At 45.5% G+C, this 13184-nt stretch carries 11 protein-coding genes, 2 rRNA genes and 1 riboswitch (1 of these 14 running past the window's edge); all 13 genes read right to left on the bottom strand.

Translation table 11 applies throughout. The annotated features are described in order from the left end of the window. Positions 1–8 precede the first annotated feature (8 nt). Positions 9–1430, bottom strand: a complete 1422-nt coding sequence (purF, locus tag ACCB35_RS01665) for an amidophosphoribosyltransferase (protein WP_044339026.1) — start codon at positions 1428–1430, stop codon at positions 9–11. After that, on the bottom strand, positions 1406–3640 hold the full coding sequence (gene purL, locus ACCB35_RS01660) for a phosphoribosylformylglycinamidine synthase subunit PurL (RefSeq protein WP_374055483.1): 2235 nt from the start codon (positions 3638–3640) through the stop codon (positions 1406–1408). The genes purF and purL overlap by 25 nt, the downstream gene beginning before the upstream one ends. Continuing rightward, on the bottom strand, positions 3624–4310 hold the full coding sequence (gene purQ, locus ACCB35_RS01655; protein WP_374055482.1) for a phosphoribosylformylglycinamidine synthase subunit PurQ: 687 nt from the start codon (positions 4308–4310) through the stop codon (positions 3624–3626). Before purQ ends, purL begins: the two co-directional genes overlap by 17 nt. Beyond that, positions 4307–4561 carry a phosphoribosylformylglycinamidine synthase subunit PurS gene (purS, locus tag ACCB35_RS01650; RefSeq protein WP_044339023.1) on the bottom strand — a complete coding sequence of 85 codons (255 nt, stop codon included), beginning with the start codon at positions 4559–4561 and terminating at the stop codon, positions 4307–4309. Before purS ends, purQ begins: the two co-directional genes overlap by 4 nt. Next, positions 4549–5274: a phosphoribosylaminoimidazolesuccinocarboxamide synthase gene (purC, locus tag ACCB35_RS01645; RefSeq protein WP_374055481.1), complete on the bottom strand. Its 726-nt coding sequence runs from the start codon at positions 5272–5274 to the stop codon at positions 4549–4551. The genes purS and purC overlap by 13 nt, the downstream gene beginning before the upstream one ends. Before the next feature lie 107 nt (positions 5275–5381). Next, positions 5382–6680 carry an adenylosuccinate lyase gene (purB, locus tag ACCB35_RS01640; RefSeq protein WP_258263399.1) on the bottom strand — a complete coding sequence of 433 codons (1299 nt, stop codon included), beginning with the start codon at positions 6678–6680 and terminating at the stop codon, positions 5382–5384. Beyond that, complete coding sequence (purK, locus tag ACCB35_RS01635; protein WP_374055480.1) at positions 6677–7837, bottom strand: 5-(carboxyamino)imidazole ribonucleotide synthase; 1161 nt, start codon at positions 7835–7837, stop codon at positions 6677–6679. The genes purB and purK overlap by 4 nt, the downstream gene beginning before the upstream one ends. Then, complete coding sequence (gene purE / locus ACCB35_RS01630; protein ID WP_374055479.1) at positions 7824–8303, bottom strand: 5-(carboxyamino)imidazole ribonucleotide mutase; 480 nt, start codon at positions 8301–8303, stop codon at positions 7824–7826. The genes purK and purE overlap by 14 nt, the downstream gene beginning before the upstream one ends. Positions 8304–8456: 153 nt before the next feature. After that, a riboswitch (purine riboswitch) is annotated at positions 8457–8558 on the bottom strand. An 86-nt stretch (positions 8559–8644) separates the two neighbouring features. Continuing rightward, complete coding sequence (locus ACCB35_RS01625; RefSeq protein ID WP_374055478.1) at positions 8645–8845, bottom strand: NETI motif-containing protein; 201 nt, start codon at positions 8843–8845, stop codon at positions 8645–8647. Beyond that, on the bottom strand, positions 8842–9393 hold the full coding sequence (locus tag ACCB35_RS01620) for a DUF2179 domain-containing protein (RefSeq protein WP_044339018.1): 552 nt from the start codon (positions 9391–9393) through the stop codon (positions 8842–8844). Before ACCB35_RS01620 ends, ACCB35_RS01625 begins: the two co-directional genes overlap by 4 nt. 238 nt (positions 9394–9631) lie before the next feature. Further along, positions 9632–10282 carry a peroxiredoxin-like family protein gene (locus tag ACCB35_RS01615; RefSeq protein ID WP_374055477.1) on the bottom strand — a complete coding sequence of 217 codons (651 nt, stop codon included), beginning with the start codon at positions 10280–10282 and terminating at the stop codon, positions 9632–9634. Between the two features lie 542 nt (positions 10283–10824). After that, positions 10825–10941: ribosomal RNA gene (gene rrf, locus ACCB35_RS01610) — 5S ribosomal RNA — on the bottom strand. A 101-nt stretch (positions 10942–11042) separates the two neighbouring features. After that, positions 11043–13184, bottom strand: a 23S ribosomal RNA gene (locus tag ACCB35_RS01605) (it continues 793 nt past the right edge of the window).

The following is a 13184-nucleotide window of genomic DNA, read 5'->3' as shown; positions in this document are numbered from 1 at the left end:
GATTCCCCCTATTTCACTAACTCTTTTTCATGTGGATGAAGTGTATCCGGGTAGATTTCGGTTGGATACTTCCCTGTAAAGCAAGCCAGGCATTGACCGCGATTTTCTGACGAATCATTCCGGTCGATGGCTTTTAACACACCATCTGTACTCAAGAAGGTCAGGGAGTCGGCGCCGATGATCTGACGCATTTCCTCCACTGAATTGGAAGACGCGATCAGTTCTTCATGAGTCGATGTATCAATGCCGTAGAAGCAAGGATTCTTGATCGGCGGCGAACTGATGCACACATGAACTTCCTTGGCTCCGGCTTCTTTCAACATGCTGACGATTCGTCTGCTTGTTGTTCCGCGAACGATCGAATCGTCCACCATTACCACGCGTTTCCCTTCTACCACTCCTCTGACTGGTGAAAGCTTCATCTTCACACCTTGCTCACGAAGAGATTGAGAAGGCTGTATAAACGTGCGCCCTACGTAGCGGTTCTTAATAAGACCCAATTCGTATGGAATTCCTGATGCTTCTGCATAGCCGATCGCACTTGAAATGCTGGAGTCAGGTACACCCGTTACAACATCCGCTTCAATCGGTGCTTCTTTCGCAAGTTCCATTCCCATTCTTTTTCTCGCGGAATGGACATTGATCCCTTGAATATTGCTGTCTGGTCTTGAGAAGTATACGTACTCCATCGTACACATCGCATTCCCACCTGAAAAACTGAACCGTTCTGAGGTCAATCCCTCATCATTGATGATCACAAGCTCCCCCGGCTCGATATCCCGTACAAATTCAGCTCCCACAATATCGAAGGCACATGTTTCAGACGCAACACAGTAAGCATCCCCGAGCTTACCAAGTGATAGTGGGCGTAGCCCGTGCGGGTCCAGGGCCACCATCATTTCTGTTTCCGTCATCACCACAAATGCATAGGCGCCCTTCAACATGGTCAGCGCATTTTTCACGCGATCCTTCAAGTTGAAATAACCGCTTCGTTTAATCAAATGAGCCAGTACTTCTGTATCCGAGCTAGTTTGAAAAATACTCCCCTGTCCTTCAAGCTGATGCTTCAAGGCGTTCGCATTAACCAGATTCCCGTTATGGGCAAGAGCAAGGCTTCCGCTCTGCGAATTGAAGAGAAGAGGCTGAACGTTCTCGTAGCCTCCGCCTCCAGCAGTCGCATAGCGCACGTGCCCGATGGCCGAATCCCCTTCCAGCTTCTCGATCGTGCCTTCCTGGAACACTTCCGTTACAAGGCCTTCCCCTTTTAGGCAGCGTAACTTATCACCGTCAGAAACGACAATCCCTGTTCCTTCTTGTCCTCTATGTTGCAAGCTATGAAGTCCATAATACGTAATTTGTGCGGCATTAGGATGTCCCCAAATGCCAAACACTCCACATTCTTCGTTTAAGCCTTTGATTTCAGCAGGCATGGGATGGCTCCTTTCCAAGCTGACTCTAATTCCTTAACGGATGCATGTAAGATGACTTCTCCGCTTCCTGATGACACGTCGATTGCTCCATGATCTGCTACGGTTCCTACTGCCTTTGCATCCGGAACAAGTTTCTCGAATTCATCTTTGTTTTCAGGTTTAACTGAAACGATGAAACGGGATTGTGTTTCACTGAATAGGTCCGCCACATTGTTTTCGCCCGAAAGCTCAACGTTTGCTCCCAATCCTTTTGTTCCAAACGTGGATTCTGCAAGAGCGACGGCGAAACCACCTTCAGCGATATCATGAGCTGAAGCTACAAGCCCTTTTTGGATTGCTTCAAGTAACTGCATTTGACGACGAAGCTCTGTTTTCAAATCGATCTTTGGAGCCTTACCGAAGATTTTTCCTTCTGTAAGCTTTTGAAGCTCACTCCCGCCAAACTCATCATGGGTTTCACCAATGACAAAGATATAGTCTCCCGCTTCCTTGAAGCTTTGCGTTGTAATATGATCGACGTCCTCGATCAATCCAACCATTCCAACGACCGGTGTTGGGTAAACGGCAGTACCCATTGATTCGTTATAGAGGGACACATTCCCACCGATGACTGGAGTGGACAGCTCACGACATGCTTCACTCATGCCATCAACTGACTTCTCGATTTGCCAGAAGATTTCCGGTTTCTCCGGATTTCCGAAGTTTAAGCAGTCCGTGATCGCCAGTGGAATCGCTCCAGAACAAACGATATTCCGTGCTGCTTCAGCTACCGCAATCTTCCCTCCGACCTCCGGATCCAGGTAAAGGTAACGGGAATTACAATCCGTTGTCATGGCAAGGGCTTTTCTAGTACCGCGTACCCGTACGACTGCTGCATCAGAACCCGGGCTTACAACCGTACTTGTTCTTACTTGATGATCATATTGATCGTATACCCATTCTTTACTCGCAATTGTCGGCTGCTGCAAGAGCGCCTTGAGAGTTTCTTTATTATCCTCTACTTTTGGAACATGAGTTTCCATTTCTTGAAACTCTTTATAATACGCTGCTTCTTTAGAAGGCTTGTGATAAACAGGTGCCTCCTCAGCAAGTGCATCGACCGGTACATCTGCCACTACTTCTCCTTTATGAAGAAGGCGAAGGCGCTTATCATCTGTTACCTTTCCAATCGAAACTGCCTCTAAGTCATATTTTGAAAAAAGATCAACGATTTCTTGCTCACGGCCTTTTTCAACGACAATCAGCATACGCTCCTGGGATTCTGACAGCATCATTTCATATGCCGTCATTCCTCTTTCACGCTGCGGCACAAGGTCAAGATTCATTTCGATCCCGGATCCTGCTTTACTTGCCATTTCTGCTGATGAACTTGTAAGACCAGCCGCACCCATATCTTGTATCCCAACAAGGGCATCATTCTGAACCAGTTCCAAACATGCTTCAAGAAGTAATTTTTCCATGAATGGATCTCCTACTTGAACCGCTGGACGCTTCTCTTCTGACCCTTCATTTAATTCCTCGGATGCGAAAGTGGCTCCGTGAATGCCGTCACGACCTGTTTTTGCCCCAACGTACATCACAGTGTTCCCGACACCGTGTGCCTGACCTTTTTTAATATCCTTATGGTCGATCAACCCGACACACATGGCGTTTACAAGGGGATTTCCTTCGTAAGAAGCATCGAATTGAACTTCCCCTCCGACGGTCGGGATTCCGATACAGTTACCATATCCTGCGATACCTGCTACGACTTCTTTAAATAGATACTGAACACGAGGAGAATCCAACTCTCCAAAGCGTAAAGAGTTGAGGAGTGCGATAGGTCTTGCGCCCATCGAGAATACGTCCCGTATAATACCTCCGACACCCGTTGCCGCTCCTTGAAAAGGCTCGATGGCTGACGGATGATTGTGACTCTCGATTTTGAACACCACTGCTTGATCATCGCCAATATCAACAATTCCAGCTCCTTCTCCAGGTCCTTGAAGAACTCGTTCACCTGTCGTTGGGAATTTCATCAGTACAGGCTTCGAATTTTTATAGCTGCAGTGCTCTGACCACATAACAGAGAAAAGGCCGGTCTCTGTGTAGTTAGGTGTTCTTCCCAGAATGTTTTCCACCATTGAAAATTCTTCGTCTGTTAAACCCATCTCACGATAAAGTTGTTCTTCTTTCACTTGGGTTGAAGTTGGTTCAAGCATTAACGACATGTTTTTCCCTCCAGTGTTTCACAATCGATTGAAATAGTTTCTTCCCGTCTTCACTACCTAATAAAGTATCCATGGCCCGTTCCGGGTGAGGCATCATACCGAGGACATTTCCAGCCTCATTTGTAATCCCCGCAATGTTCTCCACACTGCCGTTCGGATTTTCATCAAAATATGTGAACACAATTTGGTTGTTTTCCTTAAGAGTGCTCATTGTATCCTCATCACAGAAGTAGTTTCCTTCTCCGTGTGCTATCGGAATCTGGATTACTTCATTCTTCTCATAGCCATTCGTAAACATCGTTTCATTGTTCTCGACCGTCAACGGAACGGTTTTACAAATGAACTTCAAGCTATCATTTCTGCGCATAGCTCCCGGAAGTAAGCCTGTTTCTAGTAAAATCTGAAATCCATTACATACACCTAAAACCGGTTTTCCTTGCTCTGCCGCTTTCACGACCTCTTTCATGACGTTTGAGAAGCGGGCGATCGCACCTGAACGCAGGTAATCCCCGTAAGAGAATCCGCCTGGTAATAAAATAGCATCATAGTTTTCCAGATTATCAGCATCGTGCCAAACGTATTCGACTTCTTCGCCGATTTCGTCTTTAATCGCATGGTACATATCGATGTCACAGTTAGAACCTGGGAATACAATTACTGCAAACTTCATTGAGCCACACTCTCCTCAATCTCATATCTGTAATCCTCGATGACAGGGTTTGCGAGTAGTCGATGACACATTTCTTCAACCGCAGCCTCCACGTTTTCAACAGTTGATGGAAGAGTAAGCTCCATATACTTCCCGACGCGCACATCTTCAACAGCCTTGAATTCCATTGAATGTAAAGCATGTTTAACAGCACTTCCTTGAGGGTCCAATACACTTTCTCTTAATGTGATATAAACTTTTACTTTGTACATAGCTTGTTTCCTCCTAAGCGTTCTAAAATAATTGAATATACTTCTGTTAAACTGCCTAAATCTCTTCTGAAAACATCTTTATCCAGCTTTTGGTTGGTCTCTGCATCCCATAATCGGCATGTGTCAGGCGAAATTTCATCCCCTAGTAAAATTGAACCGTTGCGATCTTTCCCAAACTCTAATTTGAAATCGACAAGCGTGACTCCCGCTTCCTTGAAAATCCCTTGAAGGACCTCATTTACTCCAAGAGCCATTTCCCTTATTTCAGCACGTTCTTCCCGAGAAGCAATCTCAAGGAAATCAATGTGATCATCCGTGATGAGTGGATCCCCGAGATCATCATCCTTATAATAAAATTCGATGATCGGCTTTTGAAGTGGCGTGCCCTCTTCTTTACCGAGTCGCTTTGAAAGGCTTCCCGCTATCACATTGCGGACCACGACTTCAAGCGGGATGATACGTACACGTTTGACCAGCTGCTCATAATCCGATAACTGTTTAATAAAGTGACTCTGTATTCCTTTTTCAGCAAGCTTTGAAAATAGCAAGCTCGAAATCTTATTATTTAAAACCCCTTTGCCGTCAATGTCCGCTTTTTTCTCCCCGTTAAAAGCAGTGGCAGAATTCTTATATTGAATCCAAACAACATCATCATCCTGTGTTGCAAAGATTTGTTTCGCTTTGCCTTCATATAAAAGTGTCCCTTTTTCCATGCGAAATCCCCCCGTTAACGTAATATTGCCAATCTTCAGTCTATATTTCCATAAAAAAAGGGAGGGATTCTGCTAAAACCCCTGCCCTATTCAATTATCAGAAGGACTTATTCCACCAAGCCGCAACGTTCAAAAATTGTATCCACATGCTTTAAGTGATAGTTATAATCGAAGCAGTCATCAATATCAGAAGGTGTTAGCTTGGATGTGATGGTTGCATCCTCTTCAATGAGAGAACGGAAGGCCACTTGCTTCTCCCACGCCTCCATCGCTTTCGGCTGAACCGTATCATACGCTTCTTCACGCGTCATCCCTTTATCGATAAGGGCCAGAAGAACTCGTTGAGAGTAAATCAATCCAAGTGTACGATCCATATTGCGCTGCATATTCTCCGGGAATACCGTTAAGTTCTTGATGATATTTCCGAAACGGTTCAGCATGTAATTAAGAGCGATCGTCGCATCGGGCAGGATTACACGCTCTGCTGATGAGTGAGAGATATCACGCTCATGCCATAGAGGCACGTTCTCATAAGCTGTCAGCATGTATCCTCTGATCACGCGCGCCATTCCCGTCATGTTCTCAGAACCGATCGGGTTGCGTTTATGAGGCATGGCTGATGATCCTTTTTGACCTTTCGCAAAAAACTCTTCCACCTCACGTGTTTCACTCTTCTGCAGGCCGCGGACCTCAACAGAAAACTTTTCAATGGACGTCGCAATCAATGCAAGTGTTCCCATGTAATGAGCGTGACGGTCACGTTGTAATGTTTGTGTAGAAACCGGAGCCGGCTTAATGCCAAGCTTTTCACATACGTAAGACTCGACGAATGGATCGATATTCGCATACGTTCCAACGGCACCGGAAATCTTACCGAATTCCACTCCATCTGCCGCTGCTTTGAAACGTTCTACGTTACGCTTCATTTCTTCATACCAAAGGGCAAGCTTTAAACCGAACGTAGTCGGTTCAGCATGAACACCATGGGTACGCCCCATCATGACCGTATGTTTGTGCTCGATTGCTTTGTTTTTTAGAATTTCCACGAATCGTTCTAAGTCTTTTAGAATGATCTCGTTAGCCTGCTTTAATTGATAAGAAAGTGCCGTATCCACTACGTCTGTAGAAGTCAATCCGTAATGAACCCATTTTCTTTCTTCTCCGAGGGTTTCAGAAACCGCTCTGGTGAAAGCTACAACATCGTGTCGCGTTTCTTCTTCGATCTCCTTAATGCGATCTACATTGAATCCCGCGTTCTCACGAATCTTCGCAACATCCTCTTTCGGAATGTCCCCGATTTCAGCCCACGCTTCACAAGCCAAAATTTCTACTTCAAGCCATGCTTGAAAACGATTTTCCTCTGTCCAAATTGCACCCATTTCAGGGCGTGTATAACGTTCTATCATACCAGTCGTCCTCCGATCTTTTCTTGCACCTTCCAAATTCCAGCTTCGTTTATAGTTGTCAATGTCTCTTCAATATCATTTGTTAAAAGAGTGACATGCCCCATCTTACGTTTCGGCTTTGGTACATCCTTGCCGTAGAGATGAATGAACCAGTCTGGATGTTTTGGAACAGCCTTCATAATAGGCTCGATATGCTCTCCTAATAGGTTAACCATCACAGCGTCCTTTAATAAGGTTGGTTGAACAAGAGGCCAGTTACAAACAGCTTTGATATGTTGGGAGAATTGTGAGAAGTCACATGCTTCAATTGAGTAGTGACCGGAATTATGAGGTCTTGGAGCCAGCTCATTGATGTAGATGTCTCCATCCTCCGTCAGGAACATTTCAATTGCAAGCGTCCCGACTAGATCAAGAGTCTCACTGATTCTCTTCGCCATCTCGATCGCTTTATCTGCTACTTCTTCACTCACCCTTGCCGGCGCAATCGTTTCGTGTAAGATATTATCCACATGAATATTTTCCACTACCGGGAAGTTGGTTTGTTGTCCATCGGGATTTCGTGTCACAATGACAGATAACTCTTTTTTAAAAGGTATCCATTTTTCTAACACACATGGACCGTTCTCCAATAAAACAGCGGCTTCTTCTATTCCGCTCTCTTCACGGATCACATACTGTCCTTTCCCGTCATAACCACCTCTTGATGTTTTCAGAACCACTGGATAGCCAAGCTTTTCTATATTATCATAGATATCCTGTTGTTGTTTAATCACAGCATAAGGAGCTACTTTCACCCCTGCAAGTGTAAGGGCTTCCTTTTCCATGATGCGATCCTGTGTAATTCGGATGAGCTCTGCTCCTTGAGGTAAAAAGGCACGCTCCGACAACCATTTAAGTGCTTCATAATCGATGTTTTCAAATTCATATGTGATCACGTCACACTCTTCTGCCAATCTATAAAGGGCGTCATATTGGTCAAAGCCGGCCGTGATCACAAGATCTGCCACTTGGGCACATGGTGATTGTGGTGCCGGATCTAAAACGGCCACACGAAAGCCATTTTGTTTCGCAGCAAGGGCCATCATTCGTCCAAGCTGTCCTCCGCCGATGATCCCGATCATCTGTCCTGGTAAAATCGTTTTTTTATTCAAGGTCATCACTGCTTTCCATCACTTTTTCCCGTAGTGCATCTCTTCTATTTTCCAAAGTTGCAGCCAACTCTGTATTTTCTATCGAAAGAATCTGTGCGGCAAGGAGTCCTGCGTTGGTAGCTCCTGCCTTCCCGATCGCCACAGTCGCCACCGGAACGCCGCCCGGCATCTGCACGATCGACAACAGTGAATCCAATCCATTCAAGGCCTTAGACTGAACCGGTACCCCGATCACAGGCAATGTGGTCTTCGCAGCCACCATTCCCGGCAGATGAGCAGCCCCGCCTGCACCTGCAATAATGACCTTCACTCCGCGATCTCTTGCACCTTCCGCAAACTCAAACATATAATCGGGTGTCCTGTGAGCCGATACAACTCGTTTCTCAAACGGAATCTCTAACTCTTCCAATACCTCACAAGCATGCTTCATTGTCTCCCAGTCCGATGTACTTCCCATGATCACTGATATCATAATGGTGACAGGCACCTCCCCTAGTTTAATCCCTCTTAACAAAAAATACCCAGATCAATTGTTCTCTACTTATTGAGAGAAAGCAATTGATCTGGGTATTTTACAGAGAATGGTCCCGTTTCATCCGATAAGGTCCACAAACGAGCTCGTATCCAGACAGCTACTTTCCCTCATAGTCCGACCATTTACGGTAGTCAGGTAGAGACTCATGGGCCTTATTCCCATTATTATATGAGGGTATTCGGTTTATTTGTCTCCATCATAACCTGATATAGAGGCTCTGTCAACGAATAATCGAACGATAATAAAAGTCTGAAAATTAATGTTCGGATTTGAAGCGTTTACTCCTCAACCTTCTTCCCTTCAAAGACAATTGTCTGTCTAATAGGGACATATTCCGTTTTATTGCCTTCTTTCTGCTCTTCAAATACAGGCTTTTCCATCCGTCTTACCGGCATATAACCCATTTCCTTCATACGGTCCAAGCAGTCTGCAATCGTCTCATTCTCCTGCACTTCGAATAATAATTTCTTTTTACTCATTGTTTTAACTTTCCTTTACGTATATTTCGGACTGTCTTCACCCAGAATCCACCGTGAATCGCTTTCGGCTCATAGGCAATGATGAATGCTTTTGGATCCAGCTCTTTAATTGTATCATACAGCTTCATCTCATACTTTCGAGGAGTCAGGATCTGCAAAGCCATCCGGTTCCCTTCCAATCCATTCGCTTCCCAGTTCGTCACCCCGTAACCCCTTGCACGGAGTTCATTAGGAAGGGCCTTATCATACTCTTTCGTGATCACATTGACTGTAATATAACCAAGAGCAAGCTTCTCCTCGATCTTCATTCCCACAATCACACCGAGACCATAACCGACCGCATACGCAATCAGATTCTGAATCTCATTCAAATTGTCCAGTACCAGCCCAAGACCCACAACATAAATCACTACTTCAAATGTACTTACAAAAGCGGCAATATATCGATAACCTTTCAACGTCAAAATCATTCTGATCGTAAAAAAGGATACATATACAACATTGATAATCAAAATAATCGCTACCATCACAAAGCTATTGTCTAACACCGAGATGCTCCTCTCTCCACTACTACTTGTAGTATGCTCAAATTAAGTATCTATTTTACTAGAAAAGAATCGGAATATGAACCATTACAAGTAAAATAAACGTGGATGAACCAGTGACAATTTCTAGAAAAAGTCAGGTTTCCTATTCTGTGTCTTTCCTATTTTCACTATCTTAAAACACAAAAAGGCTAAATGGTTGCCATCTCTCGCAACCATTTAGCCTTTTTCATAGTACAATTTATAAAGATTTCAGCTTCTCAACCACTTCTGAAGGTTCCACACGATCTTTGTAATCTGCTTTGGTATATTCATAAGCAATCGTTCCGTCCTGATTAATAATATATGTCGCTGAAACAGGAAGCGTCCATGAATCACTATCATTCGCTTTCTCCAGATCCAGACCTTTCTCTTTATATATCTCTACTAAGTAAGGAGGAAGCTTATAAACAAGCTTGTATTCATCTGCCACTTTATTTCCTTCATCGCTTAACACGAAATAATCCAATTCATTCTTCTCTTTTGTAGAAAGGGATGCATCAGGTGTTTGTGGACTGATCGCAATCAGCTCGGCACCTGCTGATTTAATGTCTTCCATTAGCTGTTGGTATGCACGCAGCTCCATATTGCAATATGGACACCATCCGCCACGATAAAACGTAAGAATGACCGGACCTTTTTTTAGCACATCTTCCAGTGTGACTCCTTTGCCTGTCGCATCCGGTAAGGTAAAATTCGGTGCTTTCTCCCCTGCACGAAGACCTTTACCATCATCAGAGCGCTCCAATTCGTTGATTGCTTTTCCCATTTTATCCTGTACTTCCTGTGATGCATTCTGCTTAAATTTAGAAATATATTCATTGTACTGTTCTAGCATATTGGTTGCTGTCATTTGAAAAACCTCCCTTTAGAATTTATTTATAGTATAAAAGCAGGTTATTCAAAAGAAAAGCGATGTGCTTGGTTGAGTATGGTGATGGAGAGGGATGGGTGATGGTGTGACACCTTAGATGTTTAGTTTGTTTTCGAATGTAGGGATTACTTTGGCAAGGTGTGAAAGAGGGATGTGATAAATGGTAGAATTGCTTTTTTTAAGGTTTTAATTGAGAATGAATGAAATATAGTTAGAGTCTATGGAAATTTAGTACCTCTTGGTTCCAATGATGCCCTTTATTTCGTTGATTCTTTGTGCTGACTTAACTAATTGCGTCTAAATGGATAGGAATTGCGTCATTTTTATAAATTTATGCGTCTTCTCCGACAGTTTTTGCGTCTAATTTTCATTTTATGCGTCAGTTACACTCACTTATGCGTCTTTTTCCAAACACCTCCTAACTCTAACACAGAGGTGGAGAGAAAATTGCAAACCACATATCCACATCCACACACAACAAAAAAAGAGCAACTCCTAAGAGCTACTCTTTCTTCACATTCGCCTGGCGACGTCCTACTCTCACAGGGGGAGATCCCCCAACTACCATCGGCGCTGAAGAGCTTAACTTCCGTGTTCGGCATGGGAACGGGTGTGACCTCTTCGCCATTGTCACCAGACGAATATTCAATTGAAGGGTTGTTCCTTCAAAACTAGATAAAGAATTGATGTCAAGAAAGCCGAATATCGACCAATGTTGTTCATTTAAAAATGACTCTTTGTGGTTAAGTCCTCGATCGATTAGTATCAGTCAACTCCACATGTCGCCATGCTTCCATCTCTGACCTATCTACCTAGTCATCTTCTAGGGATCTTACTCACTTACGTGATGGGAAATCTCATCTCGAGGGGGGCTTCATGCTTAGATGCTTTCAGCACTTATCCCTTCCGCACATAGCTACCCAGCGATGCCTTTGGCAAGACAACTGGTACACCAGCGGTGCGTCCATCCCGGTCCTCTCGTACTAAGGACAGCTCCTCTCAAATTTCCTGCGCCCACGACGGATAGGGACCGAACTGTCTCACGACGTTCTGAACCCAGCTCGCGTACCGCTTTAATGGGCGAACAGCCCAACCCTTGGGACCGACTACAGCCCCAGGATGCGATGAGCCGACATCGAGGTGCCAAACCTCCCCGTCGATGTGGACTCTTGGGGGAGATAAGCCTGTTATCCCCGGGGTAGCTTTTATCCGTTGAGCGATGGCCCTTCCATGCGGAACCACCGGATCACTAAGCCCGACTTTCGTCCCTGCTCGACTTGTAGGTCTCGCAGTCAAGCTCCCTTGTGCCTTTACACTCTGCGAATGATTTCCAACCATTCTGAGGGAACCTTTGGGCGCCTCCGTTACTCTTTAGGAGGCGACCGCCCCAGTCAAACTGCCCACCTGACACTGTCTCCCACCCCGATAAGGGGCGCGGGTTAGAATTTCAATACAGCCAGGGTAGTATCCCACCGATGCCTCCACCGAAGCTGGCGCTCCGGCTTCCAAGGCTCCTACCTATCCTGTACAAGCTGTACCAAAATTCAATATCAGGCTACAGTAAAGCTCCACGGGGTCTTTCCGTCCTGTCGCGGGTAACCTGCATCTTCACAGGTACTATAATTTCACCGAGTCTCTCGTTGAGACAGTGCCCAGATCGTTACGCCTTTCGTGCGGGTCGGAACTTACCCGACAAGGAATTTCGCTACCTTAGGACCGTTATAGTTACGGCCGCCGTTTACTGGGGCTTCGATTCGCACCTTCGCTTGCGCTAAGCACTCCTCTTAACCTTCCAGCACCGGGCAGGCGTCAGCCCCTATACTTCGCCTTACGGCTTCGCAGAGACCTGTGTTTTTGCTAAACAGTCGCCTGGGCCTATTCACTGCGGCTCTCTCGGGCTTGCACCCTACCAGAGCACCCCTTCTCCCGAAGTTACGGGGTCATTTTGCCGAGTTCCTTAACGAGAGTTCTCTCGCTCACCTTAGGATTCTCTCCTCGCCTACCTGTGTCGGTTTGCGGTACGGGCACCTTTTTCCTCGCTAGAGGCTTTTCTTGGCAGTGTGGAATCAGGAACTTCGCTACTATAATTCGCTCGCTATCACAGCTCAGCCTTCACGATGATGGGATTTGCCTCATCATCAGCCTAACTGCTTAGACGCACATATCCAGCAGTGCGCTTACCCTATCCTCCTGCGTCCCCCCATTGCTCAAACGGAAAAGAGGTGGTACAGGAATATCAACCTGTTGTCCATCGTCTACGCCTATCGGCCTCAACTTAGGTCCCGACTAACCCTGAGCGGACGAGCCTTCCTCAGGAAACCTTAGGCATTCGGTGGATGGGATTCTCACCCATCTTTCGCTACTCATACCGGCATTCTCACTTCTAAGCACTCCACCAGTCCTTACGGTCTAGCTTCGCAGTCCTTAGAACGCTCTCCTACCACTGACACCTAGAGGTGTCAATCCACAGCTTCGGTGATACGTTTAGCCCCGGTACATTTTCGGCGCAGAGTCACTCGACCAGTGAGCTATTACGCACTCTTTAAATGGTGGCTGCTTCTAAGCCAACATCCTGGTTGTCTAAGCAACTCCACATCCTTTTCCACTTAACGTATACTTTGGGACCTTAGCTGGTGGTCTGGGCTGTTTCCCTTTCGACTACGGATCTTATCACTCGCAGTCTGACTCCCATGGATAAGTCTTTGGCATTCGGAGTTTGTCTGAATTCGGTAACCCGATGAGGGCCCCTAGTCCAAACAGTGCTCTACCTCCAAGACTCTTACACATGAGGCTAGCCCTAAAGCTATTTCGGAGAGAACCAGCTATCTCCAAGTTCGATTGGAATTTCTCCGCTACCCACACCTCATCCCCGCACTTTTCA

Origin of the sequence: Rossellomorea sp. FM04394, from assembly GCF_041889765.1 — a bacterium.
GTDB lineage: Bacteria > Bacillota > Bacilli > Bacillales > Bacillaceae_B > Rossellomorea > Rossellomorea aquimaris_B.
This window is presented reverse-complemented; position numbering and strand designations above follow the sequence as displayed.

Excerpts from the sequence above, each read along its gene's own strand:
- purF (WP_044339026.1), bottom strand. The coding sequence starts at position 1,430 with ATGCCTGCTGAAATCAAAGGCTTAAACGAAGAATGTGGAGTGTTTGGC.
- purL (WP_374055483.1), bottom strand. The coding sequence starts at position 3,640 with ATGTCGTTAATGCTTGAACCAACTTCAACCCAAGTGAAAGAAGAACAA.
- purQ (WP_374055482.1), bottom strand. The coding sequence starts at position 4,310 with ATGAAGTTTGCAGTAATTGTATTCCCAGGTTCTAACTGTGACATCGAT.
- purS (WP_044339023.1), bottom strand. The coding sequence starts at position 4,561 with ATGTACAAAGTAAAAGTTTATATCACATTAAGAGAAAGTGTATTGGAC.
- purC (WP_374055481.1), bottom strand. The coding sequence starts at position 5,274 with ATGGAAAAAGGGACACTTTTATATGAAGGCAAAGCGAAACAAATCTTT.
- purB (WP_258263399.1), bottom strand. The coding sequence starts at position 6,680 with ATGATAGAACGTTATACACGCCCTGAAATGGGTGCAATTTGGACAGAG.
- purK (WP_374055480.1), bottom strand. The coding sequence starts at position 7,837 with ATGACCTTGAATAAAAAAACGATTTTACCAGGACAGATGATCGGGATC.
- purE (WP_374055479.1), bottom strand. The coding sequence starts at position 8,303 with ATGATATCAGTGATCATGGGAAGTACATCGGACTGGGAGACAATGAAG.
- ACCB35_RS01625 (WP_374055478.1), bottom strand. The coding sequence starts at position 8,845 with ATGAGTAAAAAGAAATTATTATTCGAAGTGCAGGAGAATGAGACGATT.
- ACCB35_RS01615 (WP_374055477.1), bottom strand. The coding sequence starts at position 10,282 with ATGACAGCAACCAATATGCTAGAACAGTACAATGAATATATTTCTAAA.